Raw genomic sequence first — 20,145 nt, 5'->3', positions numbered from 1 at the left:
GGAACCAAGGGGGAGTGCGTTGCAGCCCACTCAGAGCCAGAACGAACAGGAATTCATCGAGAAGATCGTCTTCATCAACCGGGTGGCCAAGGTCGTCAAGGGCGGCCGGCGCTTCAGTTTCAGCGCGCTCACGGTGGTTGGAGACGGGGCCGGGCGCGTGGGTTTCGGCCTCGGCAAGGCCAAGGAGGTGCCCGAGGCGCTCCGGAAGGCCGCCGAGAGGGCCCGCAAGCACATGATCCAGGTGCCGCTGGTCGGTTCCACCCTCCCTCACGAGGTGGTGGGGCATTTCGGCGCCGGGCGGGTGCTCTTGAAGCCGGCCTCGCCGGGGACCGGCGTCATCGCGGGGGCGGCGGTCCGTGCCGTCATGGAGGCGGCGGGCGTCCACGACATCCTGACCAAGTGCCTCGGGACCAACAACCCCCACAACGTGATCCGGGCCACCTTCGCGGGGTTGGCCGCCCTCCAGGACGCGGCCGCCGTGGCGGCCCGGCGCGGGCGGCCGGTGGAAGAGGTCGTGGCGGCGTGAGCCCCGGGCCGGCCGCCGGAGAGTGAGGCAGAGATCCTATGAAGACGCTACAGAACCTGAAGCCCCATCCCGGATCCAAGAAGTCGCCCAAGCGGGTCGGCCGGGGCCCCGGCTCCGGCCACGGCAAGACGGCCTGCCGCGGGCAGAAGGGGCAGGGGGCCCGCTCCGGCGGCGGGGTGCCGGCCGGCTTCGAGGGCGGGCAGATGCCCATCTACCGGCGCCTGCCCAAGCGGGGTTTCAAGAACCCGTTCCGGAAGGTCTACGGCATCCTCAACGTGGGGGATCTTGACAAGATCGCGCACGAAGGCGTGATCGACCTCGAGGTGGCGCAGTCCAAGGGGCCCGTTCGGAAGCGGTTCCACCTGCTCAAGATCCTCGGCGAGGGAGAGATCACCCGGGCCGTCACCGTGCGGGCCCACGCCGCCAGCAAGAGCGCCCGGCAGAAGATCGAGGCCGCCGGCGGCACCCTCGAGATCGTCGAGTAGGCGGGGAGGCCGGGGTGCAAGGCGGAATCCAGGGGTTGGGACGAGTCCCGGAGCTTCGGCGCCGGATCCTCTTCACCCTCTTCATGCTGGCCGTCTACCGGGTCGGCGTCCAGGTGCCGACGCCGGGGATCGACGCCACCGCCCTGGCCGCCTTCTTCGAGCGGACCGCGGGCACCCTCTTCGGGATGTTCAACATGTTCTCCGGGGGCGCCATGCAGCGGATGTCCATCCTCGCCCTCGGCATCATGCCCTACATCAGTGCCTCCATCATCCTGCAGCTTCTGACCGTGGCCGTTCCGCACCTCGAGGCCCTCAAGAAGGAGGGGGAGGCGGGCCGGAAGAAGATCAGCCAGTACACCCGGTACGGCACCGTGGCCCTCAGTCTCTTCCAGGGCTTCGGGATCGCCGTGGGGCTCGAGGGCATGACGTCCCCCGCCGGGGTGCCGGTGGTGCTCTATCCCGGCTGGGGGTTCCGGCTCCTCACCGCGCTCACCCTCATGGCCGGTACGGTCTTCCTCATGTGGCTGGGCGAGCAGATCACGGAGCGCGGGATCGGCAACGGCATCTCGCTCATCATCTTCGCCGGCATCGTGGCCCGGATGCCCGCGGCGGTCACCGACACCTTCCAGCTGATGCGGACGGGGGAGCTCCATGGGGCCACCGTGGCCTTCCTGCTCATCATGATGCCGGCCATCGTGGCCTTCATCTGCTTCATGGAGCGGTCCCACCGGCGGATTCCCATCCAGTACGCCCGCCGGGTGGTGGGGCGCCGGGTCTACGGGGGGCAGTCGTCCCACCTGCCCCTCCGCGTGAACACGGCGGGGGTCATCCCCCCGATCTTCGCCTCGTCCATCATGCTGTTTCCGGCCACCATCGCCAACTTCATCCAGGCGCCGTGGCTCCAGCGGATCTCCCAGGCCATCGTGCCCGGGACCTTCGCCTACGAAAGTATCTACGTGGCCCTCATCGTGTTCTTTTGTTACTTCTACACGGCCATCGTCTTCAACCCGGCGGACATCGCCGACAACCTCAAGAACCACGGGGGCTACATACCGGGCATCCGCCCCGGCCGGCGGACGTCGGAATACATCGACCGGGTCCTCACCCGGATCACCCTGGTGGGCGCCGTCTACGTCTCCGCCATCTGCGTGCTGCCGAGCATCCTCATCTCGAAGTTGCACGTTTCTTTCTTCTTCGGCGGCACATCGCTCCTCATCGTGGTGGGGGTGGCCATGGACACCATGGCCCAGGTGGAATCTCACCTGGTGATGCGGAACTACGAGGGTTTCATGCGGGCCGGCGGGCGCCTCCGGGGCCGGAGGGGATGATCCCCCATGGAGCGACCGGTTGCGGCGGGGCGGCGACGGCCGTTCACGGCGGCAAGGGACCTTGCCAGCCGGGAAAATTGGTGTATGCTTTTCGTTTCGGTCCACGGCGCTCCCCCGCGAGGCGGCGGGTGCCCGGCACCCGGGGCGGTGCCGGCGGCATGAAGGCACCGCACCGCCGCATCGTGCTGAAGGCGCCGTGGGAGATCGAGCGCCTCCGGGCGGCCAACCGGGTGGTGGCCGAGGTTCTGGCCGAACTGGCGGCGGCCGTCGGCCCCGGCCAGACTACGGCGGATCTCGACCGGATGACACGGGAGGGGATCGAACGGCGGGGCGGCAAGCCCGCCTTCCTGGGATACCACGGGTATCCGGCCAGCCTCTGCGTGTCCATCAACGAAGAGGTGGTCCACGGCATCCCGTCGCCCCGCCGGCGCATCGCCGACGGCGATCTGGTGAGCATGGACGTGGGGGCCGTGGTGGACGGCTATTACGGCGACGCCGCCCTCTCGGTGATCGTGGGGGAACACCCTGGGTCCACCGCGGCGCGCCTGGTGGAGGTCACCCGGCGGTGCCTCGATGCGGGAATCGCCGAGGCCCGGCCGGGGCGTCACCTCCAGGACATATCCGCCGCCATCCAGGGCGTGGTGGAGGCGGCGGGCTTCAGCGTGGTTCGGAAGTTCGTGGGGCACGGCATCGGCACGGCGTTGCACGAGCCGCCCGAGGTCCCCAACTTCGGGCGCCCCGGCCAGGGGCCGCGGCTTAGGCCCGGAATGGTGCTCGCCATCGAGCCCATGGTCAACGAGGGCGGCCCGGACGTCCGGGTCCTGGAAGACGGCTGGACGGCCGTCACGGCGGACGGGAAACTCTCCGCCCACTTCGAGCACTCGGTGGCCATCACCGAGGACGGGCCGGTGGTGTTGAGCCGGCTGGACTGATTTTCGGGGGCAACAGACCTGCCGGCCCCGGCGGCCGGCGCGAAGGAAGCAACATGGCCAAAGGCGACGCAATCCAGGTCGAGGGGAAGGTGCTCGAGACGCTTCCCAACGCGATGTTCCGCGTGGAGCTCGAGAACGGGCACAAGGTCCTGGCGCACATCTCCGGAAAGATGCGGATGCACTACATCCGGATCCTGCCCGGTGACACGGTGACCGTGGAACTGTCCCCCTACGACCTGAGCCGCGGGCGCATCGTTTACAGGGCCAGGTAGGCCGAACGGGCCGAGGCGAGGCCCGGGGAGGACGACATGAAGGTCAGGGCATCCGTGAAACCTCGGTGCAAGAACTGCCGGGTGATCCGGCGCAAGGGCATCGTGCGGGTGATTTGCACGAATCCCCGGCACAAGCAGCGCCAGGGCTAGGGGGGAGACGTGGCACGCATCGCAGGAGTGGATCTTCCGAGAAACAAGCGCATGGCCATTGCGCTGACCTACATCTACGGCATCGGGCGGACCACCGCCCGGCAGATCTTGGCCAAGGCCGGCGTGGACGAGAACCTGAAGACCGACGAGCTCACCGATGCCGACATCTCCGCCATCCGGAGGGTCATCGACAGCGAGTACAAGGTCGAGGGTGATCTCCGGCGCGAGGTCACCATGAACATCAAGCGGCTCATGGACCTCGGCTGCTACCGGGGCCTCCGGCACCGGCGGGGGCTGCCCGTCCGCGGCCAGCGCACCAAGACCAACGCCCGCACGCGGAAGGGACCGCGACGGGCCGCCATCAAGAAGAAGAGGTAGCCACCGAAGGGCCCGGCGGGCGCCGCCGGGTGCATCCGAGGACAGGGAGGAACCGTTCACATGGCTGCAGCCCCGAGAAAAGGCGGGCGACGCGAAAAGAAGAACATCCCGGAAGGGATCGTGCATATCCGCGCCACCTTCAACAACACCATCGTGACCATCACGGACAAGCAGGGCAACGCCGTCTCCTGGGCGAGCGCCGGGACCCAGGGGTTCAAGGGCTCGCGCAAGGGGACGCCCTTCGCGGCCCAGGTGGCGGCCGAGAACGCCGCCCGCAGGGCCGCCGATCACGGCATGCGTTCGGTGGAGGTCCACATCAAGGGGCCCGGCTCCGGGCGCGAGGCGGCGCTGCGCGCCCTCCAGGCGGCCGGGTTCCAGGTCACGGTGATTCGGGACGTCACACCGATTCCCCACAACGGTTGCCGGCCGCCGAAGCGGCGGCGAGTCTAGGGACCGGCCGCCCGGCCGGGGACCGGCCCCGGCGGGTGCCGCCCACACGGAGGAAAGACCTTGGCGAGATATACTGGACCACGATGCCGCCTTTGCCGGCGGGAGGGAATGAAGCTCTTCCTCAAGGGAGACCGGTGCTTCTCCGACAAGTGCGCCTATGAACGCCGGAGTTATGTCCCCGGGCAGCACGGGCAGGGCCGTCGGATGAAGGAGTCCGACTACGGCATCCGGCTGCGCGAGAAGCAGCGGCTGCGTCGCATCTACGGCATGCAGGAGGGGCAGTTCCGGGGCTACTTCGGGAAGGCCGACCGCCAGAAGGGAGTCACGGGCGCCAACCTCATCGTGCTCCTGGAGCGCCGGCTCGACAACGCGGTCTACCGGCTCGGCCTGGCCGAGTCCCGCGCCCAGGCCCGGCAGCTGGTGCGCCATGGACACATCACCGTCAACGGCCGCAAGGTGGACATCCCGTCCTACCTGGTAAAGGTCGGTGATGCCATCCAGGTGAAGGAGAAGAGCCGCAAGATGCCGGCCATCCTGCAGGCCCTCGAGGCCGTGGCCCGGCGCGGGGTGCCCGAGTGGCTCGACCTCGACGCCGACAAGATGCTGGGCGTCGTCAAGGCGATGCCGGAGAGAACCCACGTCACGATCCCCATCCAGGAACAGTACATCGTCGAGTTCTACTCCAAGTAACCACGGGGGCGAGCGGCAGGCTCCGCACACACCTGACCACGGAAGGGCATCATGGCGGAACAGACACCATACTATCGGAACTGGCGGGAACTCATCCGGCCGAATCGACTCGAGATCGACAAGGAGACCCGGACGTCTTCCTACGGGAAGTTCGTCTGCGAACCCTTGGAGCGCGGCTTCGGCATGACCCTCGGCACCGCCCTGCGGCGTGTCCTGCTTTCGTCCCTCCAGGGGGCGGCCATCGTCTCGGTCAAGATCGATGGAGTGCTCCACGAGTTGACCAGCGTCCCCGGCGTCATCGAGGACGTGACGGACATCGTCCTGAACCTCAAGGGCGTCCGTCTGAAGCTCTTCCAGGACGAGCCCCGGCCCCTCCGCCTCGAGAAGAAGGGCGAGGGCCCCGTGACCGCCGGTGACATCGTGGCGCCGGAGGGAGGGGTCGAGATCCTGAACAAGGATCACCACATCGCCACCCTCGGGCCCGAGGGGGAACTCCGGATGGAGATGGTGGCTCAGTGGGGCAAGGGGTACGAACCGGCCGAGCGCCACAAGGACCCCGATGCCCCCATCGGCACCCTGGCCATCGACGCCCTCTACTCGCCCATCGAGAAGGTGAACTTCGTGGTCTCCCGGGCCCGCGTGGGCCAGATCACCGACTACGACAAGCTCACCTTGGAGGTTTGGACCGACGAGAGCGTGACTCCCGAGGATGCCGTGGCCTACGCCGCCAAGATTTTGAAGGAGCAGCTCACCGTCTTCATCAACTTCGACGAGGCGGAGGAGCCCGCGGAGGCGGAAGGCCCGGCCGAGGAGGTCCCGGAGGAGTACCTCAACCGGACCGTGGACGAGCTGGAGCTCTCCGTCCGGTCCGCCAACTGCCTGAAAAACGCCAACATCAATTACATCGGCGAGCTCATCCAGAAGACCGAGCAGGAGATGCTCAAGACCAAGAACTTCGGCCGGAAGTCCCTCGCCGAGATCCGGACCATGCTGGACGGGATGGGCCTGCGACTCGGGATGAAGGTCGAGGGATGGACGCCCCCGTCTCCCCCCGAGGGCGAGACGGTGGAGGAGGCCGCTGAGGAAGGATCCGCGTCATGAGACACCGAAGGCGAACACGACGGCTGGGCCGCAGCATGGCCCACCGGGAGGCCATGTTGCGGAACATGGTGACTTCCCTCTTGGAACACGGGCGGGTGGTGACCACGGTCACCCGGGCGAAGGAGCTGCGGCGCGTGGCCGACCGGATGGTGACCTTGGCAAAGGACGGCGGGCTCCATGCCCGGCGCCAGGCCCAGGCGGTGGTCCGGGACAAGGACGTGGTGGCCCGGCTCTTCGGCGAATGGCGGCAGCAGATGGCCGACCGCAGCGGCGGCTACACCCGGGTCATCCGTCTCGGCCCCCGGCGGGGGGATGCCGCCATGACCGCCGTGGTGGAGATGGTCACGGAGCCCCTCGAGAAACCGACGAAAAAGAAGGCCCGTTCCAAGAAGGGCGGGGGCGGACAGCGGGCCCGAAAGGCGGCCGTCGAGGCCGCGGCCCCGGTGGAGGGCGAGTCTTCTTCCCCCGAGGCGGCAGCGCCTGCAGAGGAGGCCACGGCGCCCGAGGCAGAAGCTCCGGCAAAGGAGGACACCCCCCCGGAGGAGCCGGCCGAGTAGGTCCTCGGTCCGTGCCCTTGACACGAGGCCCGGATCGAGATATAAAAAATCTACAATCTGTTCTGTAGGGCCATGATCGCCCTCGGAGGCACGACCTCCGGGGGCGTTTTTCGTTCGGATAAATGGCAGGGGGATGTGGTCGTTTCGGGGCCCCCGGGTGTTCACACCCGGGGGCCCCAACCTTTGATGGCGTCGCCCCAAAAGGTTGCCGAGCGACAACGCTTGGCTGCGTTGCTTCGGATGCCCCCGGCATTGCGGCGTAGCTCAAGTGCGCCTCGTTCCTCGACATCCTCGCGCCTTGCATTTGGCGATCTTCGCCGAGTCTCCACACAGAAGACTTTTTCATCCTCGATGGCGTCGCGAGAATCACCAAGCGGAACGCTTGGCGGTGGTGCAGTCCCTCGGCCCCTCGCAGTCCCCGGCCGTGCGCGGCACTCCGTGCGACGATTCGGCCCCTTGGCGCCGCCGGCGGGGGATCAGAAGGGGGGGGCGGCCTCCTCGCCTTCTTTCGCGGCCGCGTCCTTGATCTGTTGCACCGCCTGGTTGTACAGGGCGATGGCCTCGCGGCGGCTGACCATCCCGAGGAACCGGGTGGGGTCGTCGTCGGCCACCACGGGGATCTGGTCGATGTTGCGCAGGGTGAACTTGCGCAGCAGCGTGTTGATGTCCTCGGAGGGCGTGGTGGTGATGATGTCCCGCCGGGCGATGTCCCGCATGACCACCAGGCCGCCGAGGCCCTCGTCGAAGAGGCTGTGGCGGACGTCGTTGATGGAGAAGATGCCCGTCAACCGGCCGAAGCTGTCCACCACCGGGAAGTAGTGCTGGTCCGTGCGCCCGAAGAAGAGCCGGAACTGGTTGAAGCTCATGTCTTCCGGGATGATGGCCACCACCTTGTCGGGGTTGAAGATGTCCCGGACGCGGATGTCCTCCAGGACGTCGGTGAAGAAATCCCCCCGGTGGGCGGGGGACGAGACCCGGTTCTGGACCTGGGCGCGGTAGAGGTTCCAGGGGCGGCAGAGAAAGTAGCTCAGGCTGCAGACGAGGAGGCTCGGCAACAGCAGGTGGTAAGATCCGGTGATCTCGCTTACCACGATCACCGCGGTGACGGGGACCTTGGAGCTCCCGGCGAAGAATCCCGCCATGCCGACGATGACGAAGGGGGCGGGGTCCGGGACGATGCCGGGCAGGAGGTGGTGGAAGACCTGGCCCACCGCGCCGCCCACGCAGCCGCCGATCACCACGGAAGGGCCGAAGACGCCGCCGCTTCCCCCGGAACCGATGGAGAAGGAGGTGGCGAGGATCTTGGCGAGGCCCACCAGGAGGAAGAGGGCGGCCGGTACCTGGTTGTAGAGGCCCTCCTGGATGAACCCGTAGCTGAAGCCGAGGACCTGGGGGACCGCCAGCGCCAGGGTTCCCGTGAGCAGGCCGCCCACGGCGGGCTTGATCCAGGCGGGCCAGGGCAGGCGCTCGAAGAAGTCGTGGGTTCCCCAGAAGACGCGCACGAAGAGGAAGACGGCCACCGCCACGGCGAGGGAGAGCACGGCGTAGGGCCCGAGGGCCAGGGCGTTGGTGAAGCGGAAGTCCTCGGCCCGGAAGAGCGATCCCCACCCGTAGACGGAGCAGAAGAGGGAATAGGCCACGATGGAGGCGATGGCCGCGGGAATGATGACCTCGGCCTCGAATTCCGGCTCCCGGTAGAGGATCTCGGCGGCGAAGAGGGCGCCGGTCATAGGGGCCCGGAAGATGCTCCCGATCCCGGCGCCCATGCCCGCCGCCATGAGGATCCGGACGGCCCGCCGGGAGAGACCGAGCCGCTGGGCGAGCACCGAGCCGAAACCGGCCCCGATCTGGCAGATGGGGCCCTCGCTGCCGCCGGAGCCCCCGGTGCCGAGGGTCAGGAACGAGGCGAAGGTCTTCACCAGCGGCACCCGGAGGGGGATGACGCCTTCCCGGTGGTGGTAGGCGAAGATGGCGGAATCCGTCCCGTGCCCGGCGGCCTCTGGGCTGAGCACCGCCACCAGGAGGCCCGTGAGCAGGCCGCCCGCCGCCGGAAGCAGCCAGAGGCGGAGCTCGGACAGCGGCGTGTGGCTGTGGCCGAACAGCGGCGGGTCGCCGGCCGGGTGCGAGGGCCGGAACCCCGCCCACCAGTCGAGGAAGAAGTGGTGGCCCACGTGCATCAGCCAGTGGAAGACCACGGCGGCGGCCCCGGCCAAGAGGCCCGTGGCGATGCAGTAGAGGAACCACTTGCCCGCGCGTTTGATCGGGCTGGTGGCGATGTCGGACGCAACAGGCATAACCTGTAACTATTACCCGGGCCACGGATATTTCTCAACAACGCGCTCCGGCCGCTTCGGCCTTCCGACCGGTCGCCAGCGCCCTTGACATCGGCGATTCGGGGATCCCGCTTCGTTGACAAGCGAAAGGTCGGTGGATTAAGTTTCCGCTTTACACCATATAGACGGCAGGAGAAGGAACATGGCAAAGATGACCGGCGCGAAAATGGTCGTGGAGGCCTTGAAGCGGGAGGGCGTGGACGTGGTCTTCGGCTTTCCCGGCGGGGCCATCATCGACGTCTACGACGCCCTGGACCGGGAGCCGTCCATCCGGCACGTCCTGGTGCGGCACGAGCAGGGCGCCACCCATGCCGCCGACGGCTACGCCCGGGCCTCCGGGAAGACCGGCGTCTGCCTCGTGACCTCGGGCCCCGGCGCCACCAACACCGTCACCGGCATCGCCACCGCCTACATGGATTCGGTCCCCATGGTGGTCTTGAGCGGCCAGGTGCCCACCAAGCTCATCGGCAACGACGCCTTCCAGGAGGTGGACATCGTCGGGATCACCCGGCCCTGCACCAAGCACAACTACCTGGTGAAGTCCGTGGAGGAGCTGCCCCGGATCCTGAAGGAGGCCTTCTACATCGCCGCCTCCGGCCGGCCGGGCCCCGTCCTGGTGGATCTCCCCAAGGACGTCCAGAACGCCAAGGCCGAGTTCGACTACCCGGACACCCCGAAGCTGCGCTCCTACAACCCGGTGGTGGAGCCCCACAACCGCCAGATCGAGCGGGCCTACCGCATGATCGAAAAGGCCAAGCGCCCCATCATCTACGTGGGGGGCGGCGTGGTCATCGCCAATGCCCACGAGGAACTCCGGGAGCTGGCCGAGGGCATCCACGCCCCGGTCACCATGACGCTCATGGGGCTGGGCGCCTTTCCCGGCACTCACGAGCTGAGCCTCGGCATGTTGGGCATGCACGGGACCTACTGCGCCAACATGGCCATGGCCAACTCCGACCTCATCGTCGCGGTGGGGGCCCGTTTCGACGACCGGGTGACGGGCAAGGTCGACGCCTTTGCGCCCCTGGCCAAGATCATCCACATCGACATCGACCCCACCTCCATCCAGAAAAACGTGAAGGTGGACGTCCCCATCGTGGGGGACTGCCGCCGGGCGCTCCAGAAGCTGGTGGGCGTCATGAAGAAGGCCGGGCGCCCCGTGGAGGCATGGAAGGACCAGCACGCCGCCTGGTGGGAGCAGATCCGCGCCTGGGAGAAGCGCCATCCCCTCACCTACAAGGAGGAGCCCGGCGTCATCAAGCCCCAGTTCGTCATCGAGAAGCTCTACGAGATGACCCGGGGGCGGGCCATCATCACCACGGAGGTGGGCCAGAACCAGATGTGGACCGCCCAGTTCTACAAGTTCGACCGCCCGCGCAGCCTCCTGAGCTCCGGCGGGCTGGGGACCATGGGCTACGGCCTCCCGGCGGCCATCGGGGCCCAGATGGCCTTCCCGGACCGCCTGGTGGTCGACGTGGCCGGGGACGGGAGCATCCAGATGAACATCCAGGAGCTGGCCACGGCCATGGAGCAGCGGCTGCCGGTGAAGGTGGTGATCCTGAACAACCAGCACCTCGGGATGGTGCGGCAGTGGCAGGAGCTCTTCTACGATCGTCGCTACGCGGCCACCGTCTTCGGCGTGACGCCGGACTTCGTCAAGGTCGCCGAGGCATACGGGGCCGTCGGCCTGCGGGCCACCAAGCCCGAGGAGGTGGAGGGTGTCCTCAAGCAGGGCCTCGAGACCGACAACCTGGTCATCATGGAGTTCATGATCGCCAAGGAAGAGGGCGTCTTCCCCATGGTGCCCGCCGGGAAGGCCACCACGGAGATGCTGTTGGTATAACCGCGCCGTCGGCGCCGAGGGCGCGGCCCGCGCATTCGTGCGACGTCATCAAGAGTTGATGACCTCGTAAAGAGTCCTCTGAGTGGATGGCTCAGCAAGAATCGCCAGGTGCAAGGCGCGCGGATGTCGAGGAGTGAGGCGTACTCGAGCTACGCCGCAATGATGAAGGCATCCGAAGCAACGCAGCAGTTGGCGATTCTTGCGACGCCGTCAAGGAGTTGCGATCCATGAAACATACCCTCTCAGTCCTGGTCGAGAACCGACCCGGCGCCCTGTCCCGGATCACCGGGCTCTTCAGCGGCCGGGGGTTCAACATCGAGAGCCTGGCGGTGGCGGCCACCCTCGACCCCACGCTGTCGCACCTCACCCTGGTCACCACGGGGGACGACTTCATCATCGAGCAGATCATCAAGCAGCTCAACCGCCTGGTGGACGTCTACAAGGTGGTGGACGTCTCGGAGGGGGAGTACGTCTCCCGTGAGATGGCCCTCGTCAAGGTCCGGGCCGAGGACGAGACCCGGGCCGAGGTGCTTCGGATGTGCGACATCTTCCGGTGCAAGGTGGTGGATGTCAGCCCCAAGACCTACACCGTGGAGGTCACCGGGCCCCAGTCCAAGATCCAGGCTGTGATCGAGCTGCTCAAGCCCCTCGGCATCAAGGAGATCGCCCGGACGGGGACCATCGCCATGGTGCGCGAGAAGAAGACGGTCTAGGGCGGAGGGCCGTTCCGTCCCCGGCGTGGGGAGGCGATACGGCCGGAAGAGGAAGGCCGGGCACGAGGCGAGAAGACCTCCGGGCATACGGCCCGCTCAGGGGCGCCATGGACGGGGCCCGGAGGGTCCGACGGCGGTCTCCGGTTTTCCCCGCGACGCTATCCATCATGGAAAGGAGAATGTCGGCATGAAGATCTACTACGAGAAGGACGCGCCCCTCGCCCCCCTCGAGGGACGGACGGTGGCGGTCATCGGCTACGGGAGCCAGGGTCACGCCCACGCCCAGAACCTCCGCGACAGCGGCATCCAGGTGGTGGTGGGCCAGCGGCCCGGCTCGCCCAACTACGATCTTGCAGTGGCCCACGGCTTTCAGCCCGTCAGCGCCGCCGAGGCGGCCGCCCAGGCGGACGCCGTCATGGTGCTGGTGCCGGACCACGTCCAGGGGGCCCTCTACCGCGAGGCGATCGCCCCGAACCTCAAGGCCGGCGACATGCTGCTCTTCTCCCACGGTTTCAACATCCACTTCGGCCAGATCGTGCCCCCGGCCGACGTGGACGTGGCCATGGTGGCGCCGAAGGGCCCGGGCCATCTCGTCCGGCGCGAGTACGAGCGGGGAGCGGGGGTCCCCTGCCTCGTGGCCGTCCACCAGGACGCCACCGGCCAGGCCCTGGCCCGCGCCCTCGCCTACGGCAACGGCATCGGCGGCGCCCGGGCGGGGATCCTCGAGACCACCTTCCGGGAAGAGACCGAGACGGACCTCTTCGGCGAGCAGGCGGTGCTGTGCGGCGGGGTGAGCGCCCTCATCAAGGCGGGCTTCGAGACCCTGGTGGCGGCGGGCTACCAGCCCGAGATCGCCTACTTCGAGTGCTGCCACGAGCTCAAGCTGATCGTGGACCTCATCTACGAGGGGGGGCTCTCCCGCATGCGCTACTCCATCAGCGATACGGCCGAGTACGGGGACCTCACCCGAGGCCGCCGCATCATCACCGAGGAGACGAAGCGCGAGATGCGGCGGATCCTCGACGAGATCCAGACCGGCGCCTTCGCCAAGGAGTGGATGCTCGAGAATCAGGTCAACCGGCCGTCCTTCAACGCCCTGCGCCAGCTCGAGAAGGAGCATCCCATCGAGGAGGTGGGCGGCCGCCTGCGCGGCATGATGAGCTGGCTGAAGAAGGAGCAGGCCTGAGGCAGGGCCGGATGCGTCCGGAACGTGTCCCCGTGGCCCGGGAGGGGGTCCCCTTCGTCGGGGCCGCCGCCCTGGCGGCGGTGGTGCTGGCACAGCTCGGGTGGCAGCTCCCGGCCGTGGCCGCCTTGGTGGTCACGGCCTTCGTCCTCTACTTCTTCCGGGACCCGGAACGGGTCGTTCCGGCGGGCCAGGGCCTCGTGGTGGCCCCGGCCGACGGCCGGGTCATCCAGGCCGGCGTGGAGGCCGCCGATCCCGTGGGCGGGGAACCCGCCCGGCGGGTGAGCATCTTCATGAACGTCTTCGACGTCCACGTGAACCGGGCGCCCGTGGCGGGCGAGGTGGAGGCGGTGGTCTACCGGCCCGGCGCCGTCTGGCCCGCCGACCGGCCCCGGGCCTTGCTTCGCAACGAGTGCTGCGCCCTCCGGCTCCGGACGGCCGAGGGGGATCGGGTCACCGCGGTCCAGGTGGCCGGCCTCGTGGCCCAGCGGATCGTCTGCCGGGCGGAGCCGGGCGACCGGCTGGCCCGGGGCGAACGCTTCGGGCTCATCCGGTTCGGCTCCCGGGTGGACGTTTATCTTCCGCCCGGCTATGCCGTAGAGGTGAAGAAGGGACAGCGGGTCACGGCCGGGCAGAGCGTGCTCGCCCGGCGCGCCGCCGGCTAGGACGGGCCGGCGGGCCCGCCCGAGACCGCCCGCGCGAAGGGAGACAGCAATGAGACGCAGCCAGCACCACGGCCACCGGCATCCCGGCGAACGCCTCCGGGGGATCTACCTCCTGCCCAACCTATTGACCTCCGCCAGCCTGTTTTCCGGCTTCTACGCCCTGGTGGCGGCCATCCACGGCGACTTCCGCCTGGCGGCGGTGGCCATCCTGGCGGCGGCGGTCTTCGACGGCCTGGACGGGCGGGTGGCCCGGTTGACGGGGACCACCTCCCGGTTCGGCATCGAGTACGACTCGCTCTCGGATCTCGTGGCCTTCGGGGTGGCGCCGGGGGTGCTCGCCTTCCTGTGGGGGCTCCAGGGCTTCGGCCGGCCGGGGTGGCTCGCCGCCTTCCTCTATGTCGCCACCACCGCGCTTCGCCTGGCCCGGTTCAACGCCATCAGCATCTCCGGGGTCTCGGGGAGCAAGCGCTACTTCCTGGGGTTGCCCTGCCCCGCGGCGGCGGCCATGGTGGCCACCACCGTGCTCATGGCCCAGTACCTCGGGGTCCAGGGGCCGGTCCGGCACTACGCGGTCCTCGCCCTGGTCTACGGGCTCTCCTTCCTGATGGTGAGCACGGTGCGATTCTTCAGCTTCAAGGAGGTCCCCTGGTTCCAGCGGCATCCCTTTTCGGGTATGGTGGCGCTCATCCTGGCCATGGTGGTGGTGGCCGTGGAGCCCAAGGTGACCCTCTTTTTCCTCATGGCGCTCTACGTGGCCTCCGGGCCCGCCGGGGTCGTGGTGCGGACCCTGCGGCCCGGGCACGAGGCGGCCGGGGAGCGGCGACGGTCCTGAAGCGGCCGGCCGGCGACGGCCGGCGGGGAAGACACGAAAATGGCAGGGGACGCAGACAAGATCCTCATCTTCGATACCACCTTGCGGGACGGGGAGCAGTCCCCGGGGGTCTCCCTCAACATGGAGGAGAAGCTCCAGATCGGCCGCCAGCTCGAAAAACTCGGTGTGGACGTCCTGGAGGCCGGCTTCCCCGTGGCCTCTCCCGGGGACTTCGAGGGAGTCCAGCGCCTGGCCAGGGAGTTGCGCGGGGTCCAGGTGGCGGCGCTGGCGCGGGCCGTGGAGAAGGACATCGACACGGCCTGGGAGGCAGTCCGTGACGGGGAAAACCCCCGTATCCACATCTTCATCGCCACCTCCGACATCCACCTCAAGCACAAGCTGCGGATGAACCGGGAGGAGGTGCTGGAACGGGCGGCGGCCGCCGTGCGCCACGCGGCCCGCTATACCGGGAACGTGGAGTTTTCCGCGGAGGACGCCACCCGGAGCGACCTGGACTTTTTGTGCCGGGTCTTCGAGGCGGTCATCGAGGCCGGGGCCACCACGGTGAACTTCCCGGACACGGTGGGGTACGCGGTCCCGTGGGACTTCGCCCGGATGATCCGCCGCGTCGCGGAACACACGCCCAACATCCACAAGGCGGTGCTGAGCGTGCATTGCCACAACGACCTCGGGCTGGCCACGGCCAACGTCCTCTCCGCCGTTGCAAACGGCGCCCGGCAGGTGGAGTGCACCGTGAACGGCATCGGCGAGCGGGCCGGCAACACCGCCATGGAGGAGGTCGTCATGGCGATCCGGACCCGGAAGGACCTCCTCCCCTTCTCGCTCGGCATCGACACGCGCCACATCCTGGCCACGAGCCGAATGGTGAGCCACCTGACGGGCATGGTGGTCCAGCCCAACAAGGCCATCGTGGGCGCCAACGCCTTCGCCCACGAGTCGGGCATCCACCAGGACGGCGTCCTCAAGGAGCGGACCACCTACGAGATCATGGACCCTCGAGACATCGGGCTCACCGGGGGGGCCATCGTCCTCGGCAAGCACTCCGGCCGCCATGCCTTGAAGGCCAAGCTCGAGGAGATGGGCTACCGGCTGGCCGAGGACGACCTCGACCGGGTCTTCGCCCGGTTCAAGAACCTCGCGGACCGGAAGAAGGACGTCTTCGACGAGGACCTCGAGGCCCTGGTGGCCGAGGTGGTCCTCCGCATCCCGGACCGCTACCGCCTGGTCTACCTCCACGTGGCCGGCGGCAGCGGCATCCGCCCCACGGCCACCGTGGGGGTCGAGGTGGACGGGCGCGAGGCCTTCCGGGCCTGCATGGGCGCCGGCCCCATCGACGCCGCCTACAAGGCGGTGGCGGAGCTGACCGGGACGAAGAGCCGCCTCCTGCGTTTCACCGTGAGTTCCATCACCGGCGGCACCGACGCCCAGGGCGAGGTCACGGTCCGGCTCGAGGAGGACGGCCTCGTGGTGAGCGGGCAAGGGGCCGACCCGGACATCATCACCGCCAGCGTCCGGGCCTACCTGAACGCCTTGAACCGGCTGGAATACAAGAAGAAGAACGCCGCGGCGCCGGGTGTCGGCGCCATGTGCCGCACGGAGAAAGGAAGCGGAAGATGAGCCGTCCCATGACCCTGGCAGAGAAGCTGCTCGCCGCCCACGCCGGCCTGGACGAGGTCGTCCCCGGGCAGCTCGTGGAGGTCACCGTGGACGTGGCCCTCGGCAACGACATCACCGCCCCCATCGCCATCAAGACCTTCCGGGAGGCGGGGGTGCCCACGGTCTTCGACCCGGCCAAGATCGCCCTGGTGGCCGATCACTTCGTCCCCAACAAGGACATCAAGAGCGCCGAGCAGGCCAAGCTCGTGCGGGAGTTCGCCGCCGAGCACGGCATCGTCCACCACTACGACGCCGGCCGGATGGGGGTGGAGCACGTCCTGCTCCCCGAACGAGGGATCGTGCTTCCCGGCGACGTGGTCATCGGCGCCGACAGTCACACCTGCACCTACGGAGCCCTCGGGGCCTTCGCCACCGGGGTGGGGAGCACGGATCTCGCCGCCACCATGATGACGGGCACCACGTGGTTCAAGGTGCCCGAGTCCATGAAGTTCGTCTACAAGGGCGAGCGGCGGCGCTGGGTCATGGGAAAGGACCTCATCCTCTACACCATCGGCGACATCGGGGTGGACGGGGCCCTGTACCGGGCCATGGAGTTCGTGGGGCCGGTCATCGACACCCTGCCCATGGCCGACCGGTTCACCATGGCCAACATGGCCATCGAGGCCGGCGGCAAGGTGGGGCTCATCAACCCCGACGTCGTCACCCTCGACTGGGTGAAGGGACGATCCGACCGGCCCTTCACCGCGCTCCGGAGCGACCCCGAGGCCGAGTACGTGGCGGTGCGCGAGTACGACTGCTCCCGGATCGAGCCCCAGGTGGCCTTCCCGCACCTTCCGGAGAACACCCGGCCCATCTCCCAGGTGGGCCGCGTTCCCATCGACCAGGTGGTGGTGGGTTCCTGCACCAACGGCCGCCTCGAGGACCTGGCCGTGGCGGCCGAGGTCCTCGCCGGCCGCAAGGTGGCCCGCAACGTTCGGATGATCGTGCTCCCGGCCACGCCACGGGTCTGGACAGCGGCCATGGAGAAGGGGTATCTTCGCACCTTCATGGAGGCCGGGGCCGTGGTGGGGCCGCCCACCTGCGGGCCCTGCCTCGGCGGGCACATGGGAATCCTCGCCGCCGGGGAGCGGGCCGTGGCCACCACCAACCGGAACTTCGTGGGCCGAATGGGGCATCCCGAAAGCGAGGTGTACCTCGCCAACCCCGCCGTGGCCGCCGCCAGCGCCGTGCTCGGCCGGATCGCCGGGCCGGACGAGTTGTGAGGACGAGATGAAGATCAAGGGACGCGTCTGGAAGTTCGGGGAAAACGTCGATACCGACGTCATCATCCCGGCCCGATACCTCAACACCTCCGATCCGGCGGAGCTGGCCCGGCACTGCATGGAGGACGGCGACCCGGAGTTCGCCGCCAAGGTTCGGCCCGGCGACGTGGTGGTGGCGGGCAAGAACTTCGGGTGCGGCTCTTCCCGGGAGCACGCGCCCATCGCCTTGAAGGCCGCGGGGGTCGGCTGCGTCATCGCTCCCACCTTCGCCCGCATCTTCTACCGGAACAGCTTCAACATGGGGCTTCCCATCTTCGAGTCGGCGGAGGCCGCGGAGGGGCTGAACGAGGGCGACGAGGTGGAGGTGGACGCGGCCACGGGCACCATCCGCAACCTCACCACCGGGTCGGTCTACCGGGCCCAGCCCATCCCGCCCTTCATGCAGGAGCTCATCGCGGACGGGGGCCTCATCCCCCACGTCCTCAAGAAGCGGGCCGCCGGCGCGGGCCGCGGCTGATATCCACCTAGAGGAGAGAGGAATGAAGAGCTACAAGATCGCCGTGATCCCCGGTGACGGCACCGGCCCCGAGGTGGTGGCCGAGGCCGTCAAGGTGCTGGAGGCCGCCGAGGAGCGGTTCGGGTTTCGTCTCGACAAGACCTGGTACGACTACGGCGGTGACCGGTACCTGCGCACGGGGGAGGTGCTCCCGGAGGGGGCGGCCGAGGACCTCAAGCAGTACAAGGCCATCCTCCTGGGGGCCATCGGGCACCCGGACGTCAAGCCCGGGATTCTCGAGAAGGGCATCCTGCTCCACCTGCGCTTCGCCCTGGACCAGTACATCAACCTCCGGCCCGTGGTGCTCTACCCGGGCGTGGACACCCCGCTCAAGGACAAGGGCCCGGAGGACATCGACTTCGTGGTGGTCCGGGAGAACACCGAGGGGCTCTATGCCGGGGCCGGCGGTGTGCTCAAGAAGGGCACCCCCGACGAGGTGGCGGTGCAGGAGTCCATCAACACCCGGAAGGGCGTGGAACGCTGCATCCGCTTCGCCTTCGAGTACTGCCGGCGCCGCAACAAGGGGAAGAAGGTCACCCTCTGCGGCAAGACCAACGTCCTCACCTACGCCTTCGATCTCTGGGAGCGGACCTTCCACGAGGTGGCCAAGGAGTACCCGGACATCCAGACCGACTACGCCCACGTGGACGCCACCTGCATGTGGATGGTGAAGAACCCCGAGTGGTTCGACGTGATCGTGACGGACAACATGTTCGGGGACATCATCACCGACCTCGGCGCCATGATCCAGGGAGGCATGGGGATCGCCGCCGGCGGCAACCTGAACCCGGAGGGTGTCTCCATGTTCGAGCCCATCGGGGGGTCGGCGCCGAAGTACACCGGCAAGAACGTGATCAACCCCATGGCCGCCATCTGCGCGGGTCAGATGATGTTGGACTACCTCGGCGAGGCCGAGGCCGCCCAGGCCGTGGAGGCCGCGGTGCGGCGGGCCGTGAGCGAGAACCTGAAGAGCCTTTCCGCAGGGCGGATGGGGTATTCCACCACCGAGGTGGGGGACCTCGTGGCGGGCTACGTCCGGGGTTGAGACATCCCCCACATCCTGAAACGAAAAGAGGTCGCGCCATGTCTCGGACATTCAACGTGGCGGTGGCCGGGGCCACCGGGGCCGTCGGCCAGACCATGCTCCGGGTCCTCGAGGAGCGGGAGTTCCCCGTGGGGGAGATCCGCCTCCTTGCCTCCGAGCGTTCCGAGGGCAAGCGGCTCGTCTTCCGGGGCCGCGAGGAGACGGTCCACCGCCTGGACCACGATTCCTTCGACGGGATCGACATCGCCCTCTTCTCCTGCGGCGGGGGGCGGAGCCTCACCTATGCCCCGTCGGCGGCCCGGGCCGGCGCCGTGGTGGTGGACAACTCCAGCGCCTGGCGCATGGACCCGGAGGTCCCCCTGGTGGTCCCCGAGGTGAACCCGGACGATGTCGCCGGGTACAAGACCAAGGGCATCATCGCCAACCCCAACTGTTCCACCATCCAGATGGTGGTGGTGCTCAAGCCCCTCCACGACGCGGCCCGGATCCGGCGGGTCGTGGTCGCCACCTACCAGGCGGTCTCCGGGACGGGCCAGAAGGCCATCCGCGAGCTCGAGGCCCAGGTCCGGGCCTGGGCCGAGGGACGGCCGATGCCCGTGGAGGTCTATCCCCACCGGATCGCCTTCAACTGCCTGCCCCACATCGACGTCTTCGAGGCCAACGGCTACACCAAGGAAGAGATGAAGATGGTGAACGAGACCCGGAAGATCATGGGGGCGCCGGATATCCAGGTCTCGGCCACCACCGTGCGGGTCCCCGTCTTCTACGGCCACTCCGAGGCGGTGAACGTGGAGTTCGAGCGGAAGATCACCGCCGGGGAGGCCCGGGAGATCCTCTCCGCGGCCCCCGGGGTCCGGGTGGTGGACGACCCCGCCGAGGCCCGCTATCCACTGGCCATCGACGCCGAGGGGCAGGACCTCACCCTGGTGGGCCGGATCCGGGAAGACATCTCCCAGACCAACGGGCTGGATCTCTGGATCGTGGCCGACAACATCCGCAAGGGCGCCGCCACCAACGCCGTCCAGATCGCGGAGATCCTGGCGCGCGACTACCTCTGACCTGGCTCCGTGGCGGCTTCCAGGGGCATCGGGCCGCCCCGCCTGGAACTTCAGGGGGTCAGGGGCGGGACACGTTCCTCCACGGCGGACGCCCCCGCCGCCCTTCGGGGCGTCCGATAACGGGCCATCTGCAGCGTTGGCAACCCGTCGATATGCCAGAGTATTATCG

At 68.4% G+C, this 20,145-nt stretch carries 22 protein-coding genes; 21 read left to right on the top strand and 1 reads right to left on the bottom strand.

What is annotated here, in order from left to right:
* Window positions 1-19: 19 nt before the first annotated feature.
* The 11 genes from rpsE (at window position 20) to rplQ (ending at window position 6,869) form a co-directional block, all read left to right on the top strand.
* A complete protein-coding gene (gene rpsE, locus HCU62_RS05000) occupies window positions 20-526 on the top strand; it encodes a 30S ribosomal protein S5 (RefSeq protein WP_163297485.1) in 507 nt (168 codons plus the stop codon).
* A gap of 38 nt (window positions 527-564) precedes the next feature.
* Window positions 565-1,011, top strand: a complete 447-nt coding sequence (gene rplO, locus HCU62_RS04995; RefSeq protein ID WP_163297486.1) for a 50S ribosomal protein L15 — start codon at window positions 565-567, stop codon at window positions 1,009-1,011.
* Window positions 1,012-1,025: 14 nt separating this feature from the next.
* Entirely contained in the window at window positions 1,026-2,339 is a 1,314-nt protein-coding gene (gene secY / locus HCU62_RS04990) for a preprotein translocase subunit SecY (protein WP_163297487.1), read from the top strand.
* Between the two features lie 158 nt (window positions 2,340-2,497).
* Complete coding sequence (gene map / locus HCU62_RS04985) at window positions 2,498-3,271, top strand: type I methionyl aminopeptidase (protein WP_163297488.1); 774 nt, start codon at window positions 2,498-2,500, stop codon at window positions 3,269-3,271.
* Window positions 3,272-3,324: 53 nt separating this feature from the next.
* Window positions 3,325-3,543 carry a translation initiation factor IF-1 gene (infA, locus tag HCU62_RS04980; protein WP_163297489.1) on the top strand — a complete coding sequence of 73 codons (219 nt, stop codon included), beginning with the start codon at window positions 3,325-3,327 and terminating at the stop codon, window positions 3,541-3,543.
* Between the two features lie 36 nt (window positions 3,544-3,579).
* Window positions 3,580-3,693: a 50S ribosomal protein L36 gene (gene rpmJ, locus HCU62_RS04975; RefSeq protein WP_163297490.1), complete on the top strand. Its 114-nt coding sequence runs from the start codon at window positions 3,580-3,582 to the stop codon at window positions 3,691-3,693.
* Between the two features lie 9 nt (window positions 3,694-3,702).
* Window positions 3,703-4,071: a 30S ribosomal protein S13 gene (gene rpsM / locus HCU62_RS04970; protein WP_163297491.1), complete on the top strand. Its 369-nt coding sequence runs from the start codon at window positions 3,703-3,705 to the stop codon at window positions 4,069-4,071.
* A gap of 60 nt (window positions 4,072-4,131) precedes the next feature.
* A complete protein-coding gene (gene rpsK / locus HCU62_RS04965) occupies window positions 4,132-4,521 on the top strand; it encodes a 30S ribosomal protein S11 (RefSeq protein WP_163297492.1) in 390 nt (129 codons plus the stop codon).
* 60 nt (window positions 4,522-4,581) lie between these two features.
* On the top strand, window positions 4,582-5,211 hold the full coding sequence (rpsD, locus tag HCU62_RS04960) for a 30S ribosomal protein S4 (protein WP_163297493.1): 630 nt from the start codon (window positions 4,582-4,584) through the stop codon (window positions 5,209-5,211).
* A gap of 51 nt (window positions 5,212-5,262) precedes the next feature.
* Window positions 5,263-6,312, top strand: coding sequence for a DNA-directed RNA polymerase subunit alpha (locus HCU62_RS04955; RefSeq protein ID WP_163297494.1), 1,050 nt, complete (start codon window positions 5,263-5,265; stop codon window positions 6,310-6,312).
* Window positions 6,309-6,869: a 50S ribosomal protein L17 gene (gene rplQ / locus HCU62_RS04950; protein ID WP_163297495.1), complete on the top strand. Its 561-nt coding sequence runs from the start codon at window positions 6,309-6,311 to the stop codon at window positions 6,867-6,869. Before HCU62_RS04955 ends, rplQ begins: the two co-directional genes overlap by 4 nt.
* A 476-nt stretch (window positions 6,870-7,345) precedes the next feature.
* On the opposite strand, the gene HCU62_RS04945 is transcribed toward rplQ, so the two are convergent.
* Entirely contained in the window at window positions 7,346-9,163 is a 1,818-nt protein-coding gene (locus tag HCU62_RS04945; RefSeq protein ID WP_163297496.1) for a chloride channel protein, read from the bottom strand.
* Window positions 9,164-9,344: 181 nt separating this feature from the next.
* Between HCU62_RS04945 and ilvB the strand changes: the two genes are divergently transcribed.
* From ilvB to HCU62_RS04895, 10 genes are all read left to right on the top strand, one after another.
* Complete coding sequence (ilvB, locus tag HCU62_RS04940; protein ID WP_163297497.1) at window positions 9,345-11,045, top strand: biosynthetic-type acetolactate synthase large subunit; 1,701 nt, start codon at window positions 9,345-9,347, stop codon at window positions 11,043-11,045.
* A 227-nt stretch (window positions 11,046-11,272) separates the two neighbouring features.
* A complete protein-coding gene (gene ilvN, locus HCU62_RS04935) occupies window positions 11,273-11,758 on the top strand; it encodes an acetolactate synthase small subunit (protein ID WP_163297498.1) in 486 nt (161 codons plus the stop codon).
* A gap of 187 nt (window positions 11,759-11,945) precedes the next feature.
* Window positions 11,946-12,944, top strand: coding sequence for a ketol-acid reductoisomerase (gene ilvC / locus HCU62_RS04930; protein WP_163297499.1), 999 nt, complete (start codon window positions 11,946-11,948; stop codon window positions 12,942-12,944).
* A gap of 11 nt (window positions 12,945-12,955) precedes the next feature.
* Window positions 12,956-13,606, top strand: a complete 651-nt coding sequence (locus HCU62_RS04925) for a phosphatidylserine decarboxylase family protein (protein WP_163297500.1) — start codon at window positions 12,956-12,958, stop codon at window positions 13,604-13,606.
* A gap of 49 nt (window positions 13,607-13,655) precedes the next feature.
* Window positions 13,656-14,438 carry a CDP-diacylglycerol--serine O-phosphatidyltransferase gene (gene pssA / locus HCU62_RS04920; RefSeq protein WP_163297501.1) on the top strand — a complete coding sequence of 261 codons (783 nt, stop codon included), beginning with the start codon at window positions 13,656-13,658 and terminating at the stop codon, window positions 14,436-14,438.
* Between the two features lie 39 nt (window positions 14,439-14,477).
* The gene (locus HCU62_RS04915; protein WP_163297502.1) at window positions 14,478-16,055 is read left to right on the top strand and encodes a 2-isopropylmalate synthase; all 1,578 of its coding nucleotides are present in this window, start codon (window positions 14,478-14,480) and stop codon (window positions 16,053-16,055) included.
* A complete protein-coding gene (gene leuC, locus HCU62_RS04910) occupies window positions 16,052-17,317 on the top strand; it encodes a 3-isopropylmalate dehydratase large subunit (RefSeq protein WP_163297503.1) in 1,266 nt (421 codons plus the stop codon). Before HCU62_RS04915 ends, leuC begins: the two co-directional genes overlap by 4 nt.
* A gap of 7 nt (window positions 17,318-17,324) precedes the next feature.
* Window positions 17,325-17,834 (top strand): 3-isopropylmalate dehydratase small subunit, encoded by a 510-nt coding sequence (locus HCU62_RS04905; protein ID WP_163297504.1) that lies wholly within the window; start codon window positions 17,325-17,327, stop codon window positions 17,832-17,834.
* A 22-nt stretch (window positions 17,835-17,856) separates the two neighbouring features.
* Entirely contained in the window at window positions 17,857-18,918 is a 1,062-nt protein-coding gene (locus HCU62_RS04900) for a 3-isopropylmalate dehydrogenase (protein WP_163297505.1), read from the top strand.
* Between the two features lie 38 nt (window positions 18,919-18,956).
* On the top strand, window positions 18,957-19,976 hold the full coding sequence (locus tag HCU62_RS04895) for an aspartate-semialdehyde dehydrogenase (protein ID WP_163297506.1): 1,020 nt from the start codon (window positions 18,957-18,959) through the stop codon (window positions 19,974-19,976).
* Window positions 19,977-20,145: the final 169 nt, after the last annotated feature.

The organism is Dissulfurirhabdus thermomarina, from assembly GCF_012979235.1.
Classification (GTDB): Bacteria; Desulfobacterota; Dissulfuribacteria; order Dissulfuribacterales; family Dissulfurirhabdaceae; genus Dissulfurirhabdus; species Dissulfurirhabdus thermomarina.
This window is presented reverse-complemented; position numbering and strand designations above follow the sequence as displayed.